At 75.7% G+C, this 16,264-nt stretch carries 13 protein-coding genes; 8 read left to right on the top strand and 5 right to left on the bottom strand.

Annotated elements, in window-relative coordinates; genetic code table 11:
• Nucleotides 1-65 precede the first annotated feature (65 nt).
• Nucleotides 66-1,277 carry a cytochrome P450 gene (locus tag KPF22_RS13600; RefSeq protein WP_224402254.1) on the top strand — a complete coding sequence of 404 codons (1,212 nt, stop codon included), beginning with the start codon at nt 66-68 and terminating at the stop codon, nt 1,275-1,277.
• An 87-nt stretch (nt 1,278-1,364) separates the two neighbouring features.
• Here KPF22_RS13600 and KPF22_RS13605 read toward each other — a convergent pair whose 3' ends face one another.
• The 3 genes from KPF22_RS13605 to KPF22_RS13615 form a co-directional block, all read right to left on the bottom strand.
• Complete coding sequence (locus KPF22_RS13605; RefSeq protein WP_224402255.1) at nt 1,365-1,997, bottom strand: MmpS family transport accessory protein; 633 nt, start codon at nt 1,995-1,997, stop codon at nt 1,365-1,367.
• 143 nt (nt 1,998-2,140) lie between these two features.
• Nucleotides 2,141-3,799 carry a GMC oxidoreductase gene (locus KPF22_RS13610; protein WP_224402256.1) on the bottom strand — a complete coding sequence of 553 codons (1,659 nt, stop codon included), beginning with the start codon at nt 3,797-3,799 and terminating at the stop codon, nt 2,141-2,143.
• An 11-nt stretch (nt 3,800-3,810) separates the two neighbouring features.
• Nucleotides 3,811-4,251 carry a hypothetical protein gene (locus KPF22_RS13615; protein WP_208819155.1) on the bottom strand — a complete coding sequence of 147 codons (441 nt, stop codon included), beginning with the start codon at nt 4,249-4,251 and terminating at the stop codon, nt 3,811-3,813.
• A 91-nt stretch (nt 4,252-4,342) separates the two neighbouring features.
• On the opposite strand from KPF22_RS13615, the gene KPF22_RS13620 reads away from it, so the two are divergent.
• Both KPF22_RS13620 and KPF22_RS13625 read left to right on the top strand, forming a co-directional pair.
• Nucleotides 4,343-4,945 (top strand): TetR/AcrR family transcriptional regulator, encoded by a 603-nt coding sequence (locus tag KPF22_RS13620; RefSeq protein ID WP_224402257.1) that lies wholly within the window; start codon nt 4,343-4,345, stop codon nt 4,943-4,945.
• A gap of 175 nt (nt 4,946-5,120) precedes the next feature.
• The gene (locus KPF22_RS13625; protein WP_224402258.1) at nt 5,121-7,628 is read left to right on the top strand and encodes a Tex family protein; all 2,508 of its coding nucleotides are present in this window, start codon (nt 5,121-5,123) and stop codon (nt 7,626-7,628) included.
• A 49-nt stretch (nt 7,629-7,677) separates the two neighbouring features.
• Here the strand turns inward: KPF22_RS13625 and KPF22_RS13630 are convergent, their stop codons facing one another.
• Entirely contained in the window at nt 7,678-8,427 is a 750-nt protein-coding gene (locus tag KPF22_RS13630; protein ID WP_224402259.1) for a tyrosine-protein phosphatase, read from the bottom strand.
• 286 nt (nt 8,428-8,713) lie between these two features.
• Between KPF22_RS13630 and KPF22_RS13635 the strand changes: the two genes are divergently transcribed.
• The gene (locus KPF22_RS13635) at nt 8,714-10,648 is read left to right on the top strand and encodes a DEAD/DEAH box helicase (protein WP_224402260.1); all 1,935 of its coding nucleotides are present in this window, start codon (nt 8,714-8,716) and stop codon (nt 10,646-10,648) included.
• Between the two features lie 66 nt (nt 10,649-10,714).
• On the opposite strand, the gene KPF22_RS13640 is transcribed toward KPF22_RS13635, so the two are convergent.
• A complete protein-coding gene (locus KPF22_RS13640; protein ID WP_308010386.1) occupies nt 10,715-11,167 on the bottom strand; it encodes a L,D-transpeptidase in 453 nt (150 codons plus the stop codon).
• 218 nt (nt 11,168-11,385) lie between these two features.
• Here KPF22_RS13640 and ilvD point away from each other — a divergent pair, with 218 nt between their 5' ends.
• The 4 genes from ilvD to KPF22_RS13660 all read left to right on the top strand — a co-directional run bounded on the left by ilvD (nt 11,386) and on the right by KPF22_RS13660 (nt 16,260).
• Nucleotides 11,386-13,068, top strand: coding sequence for a dihydroxy-acid dehydratase (gene ilvD / locus KPF22_RS13645; RefSeq protein ID WP_224402262.1), 1,683 nt, complete (start codon nt 11,386-11,388; stop codon nt 13,066-13,068).
• 102 nt (nt 13,069-13,170) lie between these two features.
• Nucleotides 13,171-13,722, top strand: coding sequence for an ACT domain-containing protein (locus tag KPF22_RS13650; protein WP_208819161.1), 552 nt, complete (start codon nt 13,171-13,173; stop codon nt 13,720-13,722).
• Nucleotides 13,723-13,917: 195 nt separating this feature from the next.
• Nucleotides 13,918-15,597 carry a hypothetical protein gene (locus tag KPF22_RS13655; RefSeq protein ID WP_224402263.1) on the top strand — a complete coding sequence of 560 codons (1,680 nt, stop codon included), beginning with the start codon at nt 13,918-13,920 and terminating at the stop codon, nt 15,595-15,597.
• Nucleotides 15,598-15,606: 9 nt separating this feature from the next.
• Nucleotides 15,607-16,260, top strand: coding sequence for a bifunctional 2-polyprenyl-6-hydroxyphenol methylase/3-demethylubiquinol 3-O-methyltransferase UbiG (locus tag KPF22_RS13660; RefSeq protein ID WP_224402264.1), 654 nt, complete (start codon nt 15,607-15,609; stop codon nt 16,258-16,260).
• Nucleotides 16,261-16,264: the final 4 nt, after the last annotated feature.

The following is a 16,264-nucleotide window of genomic DNA, read 5'->3' on the forward strand; positions in this document are numbered from 1 at the left end:
GCGCTGCAAAACGATAGATGGCTACCGTTCCGGTGTCCCGATCATGACGACGAGGGAGTTCCGCCGTGACGACGACCGAGGCCCCGCAGCTGCCCTTCGACCGGCCGAACGTCATCGACGTCGCGCCGCTGTACGCGGTGCTCCGCCGCGAGGGGCCGATCGTGCCGGTGCGCACCCCGGTCGGTGACCCGGCGTGGCTGGTCACCCGGCACGCCGAGGCGCGCTCCCTGTTCGCCGACCCGCGGCTCGGCCGCTCGCACCCCGCGCCCGAGCAGGCGGCCCGGGTGTCCGAGGCGGCGGTCCTGGCCGGCCCCACCGGTACCGTGGAGACCGAGAAGGCCGAGCACGACCGGCTGCGCAGGCTGCTGGTCCCCGCGTTCTCGGCCAAGCGGATGCGGCGCCTCGGCGACCACGTCGGCGAGCTCGTCGACGGCTGCCTCGACGACCTCGTCGCCGCGAGGGAGACATCCCCCGACGGCGTCGCGGACCTGCACGCCCACCTCGCGTTCCCGCTCCCGGTGCTGGTCATCTGCGAGCTGCTCGGTGTGCCCTTCGCCGACCGCGGCTACTTCAGCGGGCTGTCCGAGAGGGTCGCGACCCTCCGCTCCGGCGGCGACGCCGAGACCGCGATGACCGAGTTCCGCGGCTACATGGGACGGCTCGCGGCGGCGAAGCGGGAGACCCCGGGGGAGGACGTCGTCACCGACCTCGTGCGGGCCCAGGCCGAGGACCCCGGCTTCGGGGAGGCCGAGCTGACCCGGCTCGCCGCCGGGCTGCTGTTCGCCGGGCACGAGACCACCGTCGGGCGCATCGACCTCGGTGTGCTCCTGCTGCTCACCGACACCACCCGCCGGGACGCCTTCGTCGCCGACGTCGACGGCCGGCTGCACGGCACCGTCGAGGAGGTCCTGCGCATGTCGGCCCCCGGCGGGCTCGGGCTGCTGCGCTACGCGCACGCCGACATCGAGGCCGGGGGCGTCACGATCCGCCGCGGTGACGCGGTGATGATCTCGACGGCGTCGGCGAACCGGGACGCCGAGGTGTTCGACGACGCCGACGCCTTCGACCCGACCCGCCGGCCCAACCCGCACGTGTCCTTCGGCTACGGCGGCCACTTCTGCATCGGCGCGAGTCTGGCCCGCACCGAGCTCGCGACGGTGTTCGCGCGGCTGTTCCGGCGGCTGCCCGGGCTGCGGCTCGCCGTCGCCCCGGAGGACCTGGACGTGCGGGCCGAACAGGTCACCGGGGGAGTGCGGGCGCTGCCGGTCACCTGGTGAGCCGGTGCCGCGGCGCCCCGTGACCTCGCGCGGCGACCCGCGCACGGGGGGCCGCGGACCGTCGGAAGGTGCCGCGTCGCCTCCCGGTCAGAAGATCCAGCAGAACGCCGCCGCGTTCGCCTCGGCCGTGTCGTCGGACGCGATGACCTGGTTGGAGGAATCGATCACGCGGCAGGACACCCGGGCGTCGCCCCGGTCGGACACGCTCCTGACCAGGAGGCGGGGTTTCGCGTCCTCGCCCCAGCCGGCCGTCGGCACCTCGAGCGTCCAGGGTGCATCGGTCCGTGAGAGGTGCACGTCCTCACCGCGACCGTCCAGATAGGAGATGCTCACGGGGTAGTTGCCGGTGATCTCGTAGGTGTACGACGACGGGCGGGCGCTCTGTTCCGACGCGGCAGGCTCGGCGGCAGCGGGCTCGTCGGCCGCCACCGGTGCCGCGGCCGGAGCAGGCGAGGGGCGCTGGGCCGAGATCGAGGACGACAGCACGTCGAGGCCGCCGATGCCGGTGACCCACCCCGCGGCGAAGGCCCCGGCGGCGACGACGGTCACCGCGACCCCGCCCCGGACCCAGCGCCGCGTCCGCCGCCATCGCCCTCGGCTCTCTCCGCCACCGGCCCGGGTCGGGGCGGCCGTCGCCGCGGCGGGCATGGCGGAGCGGGCGTCGGCGCGTAGCGCGGCCCACCGCTCGTCTACTCCGCCCGGCTGATCCGTTCCGCCCATTCCCCTGTGCCTCCCTGCACCGAACCGACTGTCGGTCTGTCGGGACGATCCTGATGGTCCGTTACGTCCTGCCCGGGGTGGATCATCAGAATCGGGTATGCCTGCGGGTGGGCGCCGGTCGCCGGACTGCGCGTCCGACGGGCTCACAGCCCGTCGGCCAGGATCCCGTCCATCGCCCGCTCCACGATCGCCGCGATCGTCCACGACGGGTTCGTGCTCCCCGTCGTCCCCGGCACCAGCGACCCGTCGACGACGTGCAGTCCCGGGTGCCCGGCCACGCGTCCCCGGTCGTCGGTGACCCGGCCCAGCACCGCGCCGCCCAGCGGGTGCCACGTGACCGGGTCCGCTGCCCCCAGGTCGAGGACCCCGGAGGGTGCGTCCGCGGCACGCGCGACCAGGCCGGAGAGCCCTGCGGGCAGCCGGGAGGCGACGTCGGAGACGACCCGTCCGAGGCCGGCGCCGACCGGGGCGTCCGGGGCGATCAACCGCCGGGTGAGGTCGCGGACGGTGCGCTGGGCGTCGGCGTCGCCGTCGGCCAGCCAGTGCAGCACGGCCGCGCCGGTGGCGCCGTCGAAGCGGAACTCGCCCACCGGGTCGCAGGCCCCGAACCCGGGCAGCGACATCGCGCGGACGTCGAACGGCAGCGGCGCGGGGCCGAAGGTGAGCGTGACGGCCTCGGCGCGGTCGTCGGTGGGCGGGCGGATGCCGGCCGCCATCGGTCCGGCCTGCGGTCCGCCCGCCGGTTCGGGGACGCCGACGCGCAGCTGGATGCGGTCGCCGTTGTTGCCCCAGAACCGGCCGGCGTCGGCGGTGAGGTCGGGCAGGGTCCCGGTCTCCCGGGCCCGCACGAGCAGCCGGGAGGTGCCGGTCGACCCGGCGGCGAGGAACAGCGCGCCGGTGGTGAGCGCGATCCGTTCCCGCACGACGCCGTCGGTGTCGATCCGCTCGACGTCGAGCCGGTAGCGTCCGCCGCCGACCGCGTGCAGGTCGACCACCCGGTGCAGCGGGGCGACGGTGACCAGTCCGGAGGCCTCGGCGTCGCGCAGGTAGTTCTTGTCCGCCGACAGCCGCGCCCCGGAGTTGACGCCGGTGAAGTACTCGCCGACCGACATCGACGGCGTCGCCCGCCCGGCGAACTCGGCGCGCACGACGTCCCAGTCGGTCGCGTTGGGCAGCAGCTGCGCGGTCAGCCTGGCGCGGCGGGCCTGCTCCAGGAACAGCCGGGTGCCGACGTGCGCGGGGTGGGCCAGGACGTCGTCGGGGATCGGCGAGACCCCGACCCGGGCGGCGGCGCGCGGGTAGTGGACGGCGGCGAGCTCGTCGTGGTCGATGCCGGGGACCGCCGCGGAGAACACCGCCGCGTCCGGCCGGATCCACACCCCGGCGTAGACCAGCGTCGACCCGCCGACGCCCGCCCCGCAGAGCACGCTCATCCCGCGCCCGGACACCTTCTCGAACAGGCCGGTGTAGGGCCGGTAGAGGGTCGGCGGCTGGCCGGGGAACACCGGTGCGGGCGTCAGCCACGACGAGCGGCGGTCCGGGCGCAGGAACGGCGGGAACGTGTCGGCGGCCGGGGTGGTCCAGCGACGGCCGCGTTCGAGGACCAGGGTGCGTACGCCCGCCTCGGCGAGCCGGGCCGCGGCGATCGACCCGCCGAGCCCGCTCCCGACGACGACGGCCGGTGCGGACATCGCGGTGACCTCGCGGCGCAGCAGGGCCGGCGCGGCGGTCGCGGTCCCGGCGGCACCCAGCGCGGCGGCACCGAGCGCGGCCCCGGTCAGGAACCCCCGGCGGCTGGTCATCCGCATCCGGCTCAGCCCCCGATCCGGATGTCGGCGACGATCTCGCGGATCAGACCGTCGTCGTAGCGGAAGGTCTCGTGCACCCGCGCGGTCGTGACGCCGACCGGACCCGCCCCGACGGACAGGGTGAACTCCGCGACGACGACGCCGTCCCCGCGCACGCGGTAGGTCTCGTCGGAGACGGCGCGGATGATCCGGTACTGCGGGCCGAACCGCAGGTCGGCGCGCAGCTGGTCGCCGGAGAACCCGGTCGGCAGCCCCGCCTCCACCCGGGTCGCGTCCGGGTGGAACGGCACTGCCGACGGGTCGTGGTCGGCGAGCGCGGCGACGTAGGCGCGGGCACCGTCGACCCGGCAGGTGTCGTCACAGGTGGAGGCGGACGCGACACCCGCCCCCGCTCCGGCGACGATCACGCCGACGAGCACGGACAGCAGCGGACTGCGCGACCGCATGGGAACCTCCGGGACCGTGGGGGAGCGGACGGGGGACGACGTGACGGGAGCGACGCCCGGGGGCAGGCGCCGGGAGACACGGGACGACGGCGTGGCGCGTACGCGGGCGGCCCTGCTGGCCGCGGCGGCCGACGTGTTCGCGGAGCGGGGCTACGACGGCGCCTCGGTGGACGAGATCGCCCGCGCCGCCGGGGTGTCGGTGGGGTCGATCTACAGCCGCTTCGGCAGCAAGCAGCACCTGTTCCGGGCGCTGATGACCGGCCACCTGGAGGGCGACCTGCACCGGGTGCGGTCCGGTATGGACGCGGGCCCCGAACAGGGGCTGGCCGAGCTGGAGGCGGTGCTGCTGGAGACCGCCCGCTCGCGCCCGGCGACCCTGCTCGACGCCGAGAGCTGGGCGGTGGCGATGCGCACCCCGGCGATGCGCGCGGCCGTGGCCGACCACCACCGCAGGGTCCGGGACGAGGCCGCGGCCATGGTGGCGCGCGGCCGCGCGGCCGGCGGGGTGGACCTCGGCGTGCCGGACGACGAGGTGGCGACCGCGATGATCGCGCTGTTCCACGGCCTCGTCCGGGAGTACCGCCTCGGTGTGCCCGGCGAGGCGCCGCCCGACCTGTACAGCCGCATGGTGCACGCGCTCGCGACCGGGCTCGCCGCGCTGGCCGCGGACGGCGGGCCGCCCGGCGGGCCATGATCCACAGCGAGCCACGGACGGCAGTCTCGCACGGGTGAGCGGGCGCTCACCCACCGGGTTCTCCGTCGGATGTCGGACACTGGTCGACGGTCGCGGGGGCCGCCGTCCGGACGGGCTCGGACGCGACCCCCCACCCGGCGGTGGCGCCCGCGACACCGTTCGCCACGATGGGGCGGTGACAGGCACGGCACCCCCGGACATCCAGCAGCACCGCTCGATCAACCAGCGCATCGCCGACGAGCTCGGCGCCCGGCCGGACCAGGTCGGGGCCGCGGTGGCCCTGCTGGACGAGGGCTCGACGGTCCCGTTCGTCGCCCGGTACCGCAAGGAGGCGACCGGCGGCCTCGACGACGCCCAGCTCCGCACCCTGGAGGAGCGGCTGCGCTACCTGCGGGAGCTGGAGGAGCGGCGCACCGTCGTCCTCGACTCCATCCGGTCGCAGGGCAAGCTCGACGAGTCCCTCGAGGCCACGATCCTCGCGGCCGAGTCCAAGGCCCGGCTCGAGGACATCTACCTGCCCTACAAGCCCAAGCGCCGCACCAAGGCGATGATCGCCCGCGAGCAGGGACTCGAGCCGCTGGCCGACGCGCTGCTCGCCGACCCGACCCTGGACCCGCACACCGAGGCGGCCGGCTACGTGACCGACGAGGTCGCCGACGCCGGTGCCGCGCTGGAGGGCGCCCGGTCGATCCTGGTCGAGCGGATCGGGGAGAACGCCGACCTCGTCGGTGGCCTGCGCGAGCGGATGTGGAGCCACGGCAGGCTGGTCACCACGGTCCGCGAGGGCAAGGAGAACGACCCGGCCGCGGCCAAGTTCTCGGACTACTTCGACTTCGCCGAGAAGTTCACGACGCTGCCGTCGCACCGGATCCTCGCGGTCTTCCGCGGCGAGTCCGAGGAGGCGCTCGACGTCACCCTCGACGCCGGCGTCGCCGACGACGAGCCGAACCCCTACGAGGCCCTGATCGCCGCCGAGTACGGCATCGCCGACCGCGGCCGCGCCGGCGACGCCTGGCTGCTCGGCGTCGTCCGGTGGGCGTGGCGGACCCGCCTGCTCACCGCGCTCGGCATCGACATCCGGGTCCGGCTGCGCACCGCCGCCGAGGAGGGCGCGATCGGCGTGTTCGCGGCGAACCTGCGCGACCTGCTGCTCGCCGCCCCCGCGGGCACCCGCGCGACCCTGGGCCTCGACCCGGGCCTGCGCACCGGGGTCAAGGTCGCGGTCGTCGACGCGACCGGCAAGGTCGTCGACACCGCGGTGATCTACCCGCACGAGCCCCGCAAGGACCGCGCCGGGTCGCTGAAGACCCTGGCGGCGCTGTGCGCGAAGCACTCCGTCGAGCTGATCGCGATCGGCAACGGCACCGCCTCGCGGGAGACCGACGCGCTGGCCGGTGAGCTGATCGCGGCGAACCCGGGCCTGAAGCTGACCAAGGTGATGGTGTCCGAGGCCGGCGCGTCGGTGTACTCGGCGTCGGCCTACGCCTCGGCCGAGCTGCCCGACATGGACGTCTCGCTGCGCGGCGCGGTCTCCATCGCGCGGCGCCTGCAGGACCCGCTCGCCGAGCTGGTCAAGATCGACCCGAAGTCGATCGGGGTCGGGCAGTACCAGCACGACCTGCCCGAGTCGTCGCTGTCGCGCTCGCTCGACGCGGTCGTCGAGGACTGTGTGAACGCCGTCGGGGTGGACGTGAACTCCGCGTCCGCGCCGCTGCTGCGCCGGGTCTCGGGCATCTCCGAGTCCCTCGCCGCCGCGATCGTCGCCCACCGCGACGAGAACGGCCCGTTCCGGAACCGGACCGCGCTGACCGGCGTCGCGCGGCTGGGGCCCAAGGCGTTCGAGCAGTGCGCGGGCTTCCTGCGCATCCGCGGCGGCGACGAGCCGCTCGACGTCACCGGCGTGCACCCCGAGTCCTACCCGGTGGTGCGCAAGATGGTGGAGCGCACCTCGCTGGACGTCTCCGCCCTGATGGGCAACGCCGCGCGGCTGCACCAGATCAAGCCCAAGGACTACGTCGACGACACCGTCGGGCTCCCGACCGTCACCGACATCCTGGCCGAGCTGGAGAAGCCCGGCCGGGACCCGCGGCCGGCGTTCCGGACCGCGACCTTCGCCGACGGCGTCCACAAGATCTCCGACCTGCGGCCGGGGATGCTGCTCGAGGGCGTCGTCACCAACGTGGCCGCCTTCGGCGCGTTCGTCGACGTCGGGGTGCACCAGGACGGCCTCGTGCACGTGAGCGCGATGAGCAAGGACTTCGTGTCCGACCCGCGCGACGTCGCCAAGTCCGGTGACGTGGTCAAGGTGAAGGTCCTGGAGGTCGACGAGGCCCGCAAGCGGATCTCGCTGACCCTGCGTCTGGACGACGAGCCCGGCGCCGGCGAGCGCGGCGGCCGGTCACGCGGGCCCGGCCAGGGCCAGGCCGGAGGCCAGGGCGGCCGGGGCCGCGACGGCGGCGAGCGCGGCGGGCGCGGTCCGGGCGGCGGCGAGCGCGGCCGGGGTGGCCGCGACGGTGGCCGTGGCGACCGCGGCCGCGGGGGTCAGGGCGGTGGCCGCGGCGGCTCCGGCGGCCAGGGTGGCCAGGGCGGTCGCGGCGGTTCCGGCGGCGGCCGGCAGGACCGAGGCCCCGCCAACGACGCGATGGCCGAGGCGCTGCGCAAGGCGGGCTTCGGCAAGTCCTGAGCCGACGACCGGGCCCCGCGCACCCCGGGTGCGAGGGGCCCGGTCGCGGTCAGTGCGGGAGGACCGGCTCCAGCAGCCGCTCGGCGAGGCGGCGCAGGTCGTCGTCGCCGACGCCCCACTCGCGCAGTCGGCCCGCCGCGCCGGCGGGGTGCGCGTCGAGGTCGTCGAGCACTGCCTCCAGGGCGGCGGCGTCCACCCCGAGCAGCGCCTCGTCGTCGGGCTCGGGCTGGCCCCAGGCGCGCAGCCGGTCCCACAGCGTCGGCAGGACCTCGTTGGTGCGCAGGTAGTCCGCGACGACCGTCGCGCGCGGCACGTCCAGCACGGCCAGCAGCACCCCGACCACGATCCCGGTCCGGTCCTTGCCCGCGGCGCAGTGCACGAGCACCGGGGCGGGCGCGTCGGCGACGGTCCGCACGATCCCCGCGAGCTCGGCGCCGGCCTCGGCCGCCAGCAGCCGGTAGGCCCACCCGAGCCCGTCCTTCCCGGCGGCGGCCGTCGCGACCCGCTCCGGGGTCAGCGACGCGCCGAGCGGGACCGGGCGGACGTCCGCGACGTCGGCGAGCGGATGCGGCTCGCCTGTCTCCGCCGCCGAGCGCAGGTCGACGACGGTCCGCGGCGGCCACGGCGATCCCTCGGGCAGGTCGAGGGTCCGGGCGTCGCGCGGGTCGCCCGGGCGGGGCGCGTCGGACCGGTAGAGCACCCCGTGCCGTACGCGATAGCCGTCCGTCGTACGCAGACCACCGAGATCACGCAGGTTCGCCGGTCGCCGGGCCGCGGCGCTGGAGAGGAATGCCGTCACCCGACCAGGGTCGGTGATCTCCCCGTGGCCGTGCCGAGGGTCGTGACCAGGGGCATCGGTGGTGTCGGTCACGCGGGACCCGGCGCACGGACCGCGCCGGGACATGGCACACTGGTCGATCGACGGCCGTCGGCGACGACGCACGGCCGCGAGCCCCGGAGGTCTGGGTTCACCGGCACATCATCTGGATCGAGATGCCGCACGCGGGCCTGGCGGGCTGGGAGAGCGGGCGAGAGCCGCCCGACGACACAGCGCACCCCCCTTGCGCACGCCATTTGAGGACCGAGTGAGCATTCTGCTGGACCAGTACCCCGACCTGAACGACTCCGGAGACGAGATCACCACTTCCGCCGCCATGACGGACACCGACGACGCCACCACCCCCGACACGACCGCCGCCGGGGAGAGCACCGCCTCCGGCGACGGGGCCGAGGTCGCGGGTGTCGAGGACGCGCGCACCGAGGACGCGGGCACCGCCGACGAGCCGGTCGACGACACCCCCGCCGGGCCGACCTTCGCCGACCTCGGCCTCGCGCCGCAGCTGCTCGACACCCTCGAGAAGCTGGGCTACGCCTCGCCGAGCCCGATCCAGGCCGCCGCGATCGGCCCGCTGATCGCCGGGCGCGACCTGCTGGGCCAGGCCGCCACCGGTACCGGCAAGACCGCCGCGTTCTCGCTGCCGATGCTGCAGCGTCTGGCCGACGGCCGCACCTCCCGCTCCCGCGGCACCAAGCCCTTCGGGCTGGTGCTCGCCCCGACCCGTGAGCTGGCCATGCAGGTCGGCGACGCGGTCTCCAAGTACGGTGCCGCGCTCGGCGCCTCGGTCGCCTGCGTCTACGGCGGCGCGCCCATCGGCCCGCAGCTGGGCCAGCTCCGCCGCGGCGTCGACATCGTCGTCGCCACCCCCGGCCGCGCCATCGACCTGGTCAACCGGGGCGCGCTCGCCCTGGACGCGATCGAGGTCGCCGTCCTGGACGAGGCCGACGAGATGCTCGACATGGGCTTCGTCGAGGACATCGAGACGATCCTCGGCGCGACGCCGCGGGGCCGCCAGACCGTGCTGTTCTCGGCGACCATGCCGGGACGCATCCAGAGCCTGGCGCGGACCCACCTGAGCGACCCGACCGACATCCGGATCAAGAAGGAGGCCACGCCCGAGGGCGAGGCCCCGCGGGTCCGCCAGACCGCGTACCACGTGCCCCGCAGCCACGTCACCGTCGCGCTGGGCCGGGTGCTCGAGATGGAGCAGCCGACCGCGGCGATCGTGTTCTGCCGCACCCGCGCCGACGTCGACGCCGTCACCGAGACCCTGACCGCGCGCGGTCTGCGCGCCGAGGCGCTGCACGGCGGCATGGACCAGGAGCACCGCACCCGGGTCGTCGAGCGCCTGCGCGCCGGCCGCACCGAGCTGCTGGTCGCCACCGACGTCGCGGCCCGTGGTCTGGACATCGACTCGCTGACCCACGTGGTCAACCACGACGTGCCCTCGTCGCCGGAGTCCTACGTGCACCGCATCGGCCGGGTCGGCCGGGCGGGACGCGAGGGTGTCGCGATCACCCTGGTCACTCCGGGGTCGGTGCGTCACCTGCGCAACATCGAGCGCCTCATCGGGGCGTCGGTGCCCAGCGCGCCGGTGCCGTCGCCGGAGGACCTGCGCACCGTGCGGCTCGCCCGCACCGCGCTGGCCCTGCGCGAGCAGGCCGGTCAGGACGCCGACACCCCGCCGCAGGACGGCGTGGAGCAGCTCGTCGTCGAGCTGGCCCGCGACCACGACCTCGCCTCGATCGCCGCCGCGGCGATCCGGATCGCCCGCGCCGGCAACTCGGTGCCGGACGACGAGATCGAGATCCCGCAGGTCCGCTCGCGCGGTGGCCGTGACAGCGGCCCCGGCGACCGTGGCCCGCGCCGCGACCGCGACGGCCGTCCGGGCGGTGCCCGCGGCCAGGGCGCCCGTCCGCCGAAGGCCGGGGCGACCCGCCTGTTCGTCTCGGCGGGCCGTGCCTCCGGTGTGCGCCCGCAGGACATCGTGGGCGCGCTGGCGAACGAGTCCCGGCTGTCCGGCCGCGACATCGGCGCCATCCAGATCCACGAGCGCCACTCGCTGGTCGAGGTGCCCGAGCACGCCGCGGACGACGTGCTGCGCTCGCTGCGCGGCGCGACGACGCTGAAGGGCCGCAAGGCCAACGTGCGTCGCGACCGGGACAACGCCGGCGCCCGCTGACACACGGCAGACGACAGGGGCCCCGCGCGATCCGCGCGGGGCCCCTGTCGTCGTCGGTGGGGAGGGTCAGCGCACCTCGACCCGGTCACCGTGGGCCAGCTTGCCGAAGAACACCGTCGCGTCCTGGTTGCGCAGCTTCACACAGCCCGCGGACCCGGAGTCGCGGTCGCCCTCGTGGAAGGCGATGCCGCCGGGGGCGAAGAAGACCGACCACGGCATCGGGGCGCCGTCGAACTCGGCGGAGTGGTGGTCGCGGTCCTTGTCGTAGACGGCGAAGTCCCCGGTCGGGGTCTCCGTGCCGTGCCCACCGGTGGCGACGGCGACGGGGCCGTAGGTGACCTTCCCGCCCTTCATCAGCCACGCCTGCTGGGACTCCAGGTCCACACAGGCCTTCGCCGTCGCCGAGCACGGGGTGCCGGCGACGCCGGAGCCGGTGCCGGCGGCGACCGCGGTGCCCGCGGCGCCCAGCCCGACGACCAGCCCGGTGGCCGCGACGACCAGCGCGCGGCGGCGACGCACCCGTCGAATACTACGGGGAGTGGGTTCGTTCGTGTGCGCCATGAGTGTCGCTCGGGTCCTCTCGGGTGAATGACGGTGCTGCCGGAGAGTCCAACGATCACCCGTAGCAACGGATACGCCCGGACGGGCTATCCGTTGCGGCCGGAAACGGGCCTGCGCCGGTGATGTGCGGCAGGATCGGCCCCGTCCCGACACCGGAGTCCGGCCGAGGAGCGCGCATGGCCACCACCAGTTCCCGCAAGCCCCGCAGTCATCAGGTCACCGACGGCATCGGCGCCACCGCCGCCCGCAGCATGCTGCGCGCGGTCGGCATGCGCGACGACGACTTCGCCAAGCCCCAGATCGGCATCGCCTCGTCCTGGAACGAGATCACCCCCTGCAACCTGTCGCTGCAGCGGCTCGCGACCGCGGCGAAGGAGGGTGTGCACACCGCGGGCGGCTACCCGATGGAGTTCGGCACGATCTCGGTGTCCGACGCCATCTCGATGGGGCACCGGGGCATGCACTACTCGCTGGTCAGCCGGGAGATCATCGCCGACTCGGTGGAGACCGTCGTCGAGGCCGAGCGGCTCGACGGGACGGTGCTCCTGGCCGGTTGCGACAAGTCGCTGCCCGGGATGCTGATGGCCGCGGCCCGGCTCGACCTCGCCGGGGTGTTCGTCTACGCCGGATCGATCATGCCGGGCCGGGTCGGCGACCGGGAGGTCAACATCGGCGACGCGTTCGAGGGCATCGGGGCGTGCGCGCGCGGCCTGATCACCCCCGACGAGCTCGACACCCTGGAACGGGCCATGTGCCCGGGGGAGGGCGCCTGCGGCGGCTTCTACACCGCGAACACGATGGCCGCGGCCGCCGAGGCGCTCGGGATGGCGCTGCCCGGCTCGGCCAGCCCGCCCGCGGTGGACCGTCGCCGCGACGGCGTGGCCCGTGCCTCCGGCGAGGCCGCGGTCGGCATGATCGCCCGCGGCCTGACGGCGCGGTCGGTGCTGACCCGCGAGGCGTTCGAGAACGCGATCGCCGTCGTCATGGCCTTCGGCGGGTCCACCAACGCGGTGCTGCACCTGCTCGCGATCGCCCGCGAGGCCGAGGTGCCGCTGACCCTGGACGACTTCAACACCGTCGGCGACCGGATCCCGCACCTGGCCGACGTCAAGCCGTTCGGGCGGCACCTCATGTACGCCGTGGACCAGGTCGGGGGCGTGCCGGTGGTGATGAAGGCGCTGCTCGACGCGGGCCTGATCCACGGCGACGCCCGCACCGTCACCGGCCGCACGGTCGCGGAGAACCTCGCCGAGCTCGACCCGCCGGGCCTCGACGGCTCGGTCATCCACGACCTCGCCGACCCGATCCACCCCACCGGCGGCCTCACGATCCTGCGTGGCTCGCTCGCGCCCGACGGCGCCGTCGTCAAGTCCGCCGGGTTCGACGCCGCCACCTTCACCGGCACCGCCCGCGTCTTCGACGGCGAGCAGGGCGCACTCGACGCCGTCGACGCCGGCGAGATCGGGCCCGGCACGATCGTCCTGATCCGCTACGAGGGTCCCCGCGGCGGGCCCGGGATGCGGGAGATGCTCGCCGTCACCGGTCGGATCAAGGGCGCGGGCCTCGGCAAGGACGTCCTGCTGGTCACCGACGGCCGCTTCTCCGGTGCCACGACCGGGCTGTGCGTCGGGCACGTCGCCCCCGAGGCCGCCGACGGCGGACCGATCGCCCTCGTCCACGACGGCGACACGATCACCCTGGACATGAAGGCCCGCACGATCGACATCGGCGTCGAGCCCGCCGAGCTGGAGCGGCGGCGTGCGCAGTGGACGTGCCCGGAGCCGACGAACCGGCGCGGAGTCCTGGGCAAGTACGCGAAGCTCGTGTCGTCCGCGGCCGACGGGGCGGTCTGCGGCTGACCCGCGCCGCCGGCGCGTCGCGGCCGGCGGGCGCGCCGGCCGCGACGCACCCGACACCGCCCCGACACAGGGCCGCAACATCGGTGCCGCAGGCTGGTGGTGATGAGCACCGATCCCGGGACGACCAACGGCCTCTACCGGGTGCGGGTGCGGCTGCCCGACGAACCCGGTGCGCTGGCCGGGCTGACGGCGGCGCTGGCGCAGGTGCGCTGCAACATCCTCGCCCTGTCGGTGCACGGTCAGGACGCGCGCTCCGTCGTCGACGAGCTGCTGGTGTCCGGGCCGTGCAGCGTCGGCGAGCTGTCGGTGGCGGTCTGCGGGGCGGCCCCCGGCGGCGGGGTCCTGGTCATGACCGCCGACCCGCACGACCTGGTCGACCCGCCCACCCGGGCACTGGACATCGTCGCCGCCGGTCAGAGTCCCGCCGACGGGATCGCCGCGCTGCTCGGCGCGTCGGGTGTCCGGACGCCGGGCCCGGACGAGCCGGGTGCGCGCGACGAGCACGACCTGGAGCTGACCGCGCCCGACGGCACCCGGCTGGTCGCCCGGCGGGCGGCGCCGTTCACCGTCACCGAGGTGGCCCGGGCCCAGGCGTTCCTGCGCGCGGTCGCGACGCGCCCGGAGTCCGACCCGCGCGGCTGGGCCGGGGCGTAGCGCACTCGGCGCACCGCAGGCGCCGGTCGGCGTAGCACGGAGGTCACGGCGCCGCCACCGCTGGCATCCTTGCGGCAGGACGATCGAGAACGGGCAGTACCCACACGGCCTCCGGCGGGCGTCCTCACCATCGCGAAACCGCCGCGACCCGTGGCGGCAACGATGGACGGTGATCGTTGCGTCATGGAGGCCGGTATGGGTGAGCTGTCGTCCCCGCGTGAGCGGGACCGGGTGGGTGTGGTCGTGCCGTACGACTTCGCCCTCGACCGTGAGATGTGGCGGTGGGTCCCCGAGCGGGTCACGCTGCACGTGACCCGCACGCCGTTCGTCGCGACCCCGGCCGACGCCGCGCAGGCCCGGCTGATCTCCGACCCGGCCATGGTCCGGCAGGCGGCCCGCGAGGTGCTGACACCGGGGCCCGCCGTGGTCGCGTACTCGTGCACCTCGGGCAGCTTCGTCGGTGGCGTGGCGGGGGAGGCCGCGCTGCGCGACGCGGTGCTGGCCGCGGGCGCGCCGGCGGCGGTCACGACGGCGGGGTCGCTGGTCGCGGCGTGCGCCGAGCTGGGGGTCACCCGGCTCGCCGTCGCCACCCCCTACGTCGACGACCTCACCGGGCTGCTCGCCGACTTCCTCGCCGGATCCGGTGTCGAGACCGTCGCCCGGCACGGCCTGGGCCTGCTCGGCCACATCTGGACGACGACCCCGGAGCAGGTCGCCGCGGCCGTGCGCGCCGCGGACCACCCCGACGCGCAGGCGGTCTTCGTCTCCTGCACCAACCTGCCCACCTACGACGCGATCGCCGTGCTGGAGCGCGAGCTCGGCAAGCCGGTGCTCACCGCGAACCAGGTGACGATGTGGGCCGCGCTGCGTGCGGCCGGGCACTCCGCCGTCGGCCCCGGGCAGACCCTCGTCGACGGCCCGTCCGTCCCGCCGGTGCTGCGGGTGGTGGACGCCGTGGCCCCCGGCAGGACGGATCCCGGCCCGGCCGACCTCGACCCGGTGGTCCTCGCCACCGCGGCCGGGCCGGGACCGGCGCCGCTGCTCAAGGTCCGCGTCCGGCTGCCCGACGAGTCCGGTGCGCTGGCCCGGCTGACCGCGGCCGTCGCCGAGGTCGGCGGCAACATCCTGTCGCTGTCGGTGCACGGCCGCGACGCGGGCACCGTCGTGGACGAGATGCTCGTCGGCGGCGGGGTGACCGCGGACCGGCTGTCGCGGGTGATCCGGCGGCGGCTGCGCGGGTCCGGCCCGGACACCGTGCAGATCACCCCGGCCGACCCGCACGAGCTGGTCGACGGACCCACCCGGGCGCTCGACCTCGTGGCCGCCGCCCGCGGCCGGGACGGGCTGTTCGACGGCCTCGCCGCGCTCCTGCACGCAGACGAGGTCGGCACCGGCCCGGTCGCGGCCGGGACGCACGTCCTGGAGCTCACCGCACCGGCCGGCCCGCCGGTGCTGGCTGCCCGGGACTGGGCGCCGTTCACCGTCACCGAGCGGGCCCGCGGCGAGGCGTTCCTGCGGGCGGGCGCGGGGACCCCGCCGCCCCGGGCGACGGTGCTGCTGCCCGGCGGGGCCGAGCTCGTCGCGGAACCCGCGGTGGGGGAGGAGACCGCCGAGCTCGACGTGCTGCTGCGGACCTGCCTGGCCGGGGAACCGGCCGTGGACTGGACGGCCGCCGACCTCGCGGGGCTGCTGGCGCCCGTCGCCGGACCGGCGCTGCTGCTGCGCACCGCCGCCGGCGACCTGGTCGGCGTGGCCGCGCTGCTCGGCACCGACACCGGCGTGCCCGAGCCCGTCGTGGTGCTCCACCCGTGTCTGCGCGGGGCGGGCGTCGGCCGGTGGCTGCGCGGTCGGCTGGGCTCCGGGGTCGCCGCCTAACCTGCGGGGGTGCCCGACCACGCCCCGGACGACCACGCCCTGTCCGACCGCAGCGGACCCCGCGCCGACCCCGGTGAGCCGGGCCCCGGCGGGCTCCCCGACGACTGGGAGGCCTGGCGCGGCCGGGTCGACCTCGACGACTACGACCGCAGGTGGGCGGCGATGGCCGCGGCCGGGGAGAACCCGCACGGCGAGGCCGACCTGGTCTGCGCGCTGCGCGGGGACGGCCCCGTCCTCGACGGCGGCTGCGGCACCGGCCGCGTCGCGATCGAGCTGGACCGGCGCGGCGTCGCGGTCGTCGGCGTCGACCCGGACCCGGACATGATCGCCGCGGCGCGGGCCAAGGCGCCTGCGCTGCGCTGGGTCACCACCGGCCTGGAGACCCTGGACCTGCCCGAGCGGTTCGGGCTGGTCGTGCTGGCGGGCAATGTGATCCCCTACGCCGAGGACCGCGCGGGGGTGGTCGCGGGCTGCGCCCGGCACCTGCGTCCGGGCGGCCTGCTGCTGGCCGGGTTCGCCGCGCAGCCGGGCTGGCCCACCCCCGACGACCACGACGCCTGGTGCGCCTCCGCCGGGCTCGACCCGGTCGCGCGGTGGTCCACCTGGGACCGTGCGCCCTGGTCCGGCGGCGACTACGTGGTCGCCCTGCACCGCCGCGCCTGACCCG

The sequence above is a fragment of the Pseudonocardia sp. ICBG1034 genome, from assembly GCF_020131375.1.
Classification (GTDB): Bacteria; Actinomycetota; Actinomycetes; order Mycobacteriales; family Pseudonocardiaceae; genus Pseudonocardia; species Pseudonocardia alni.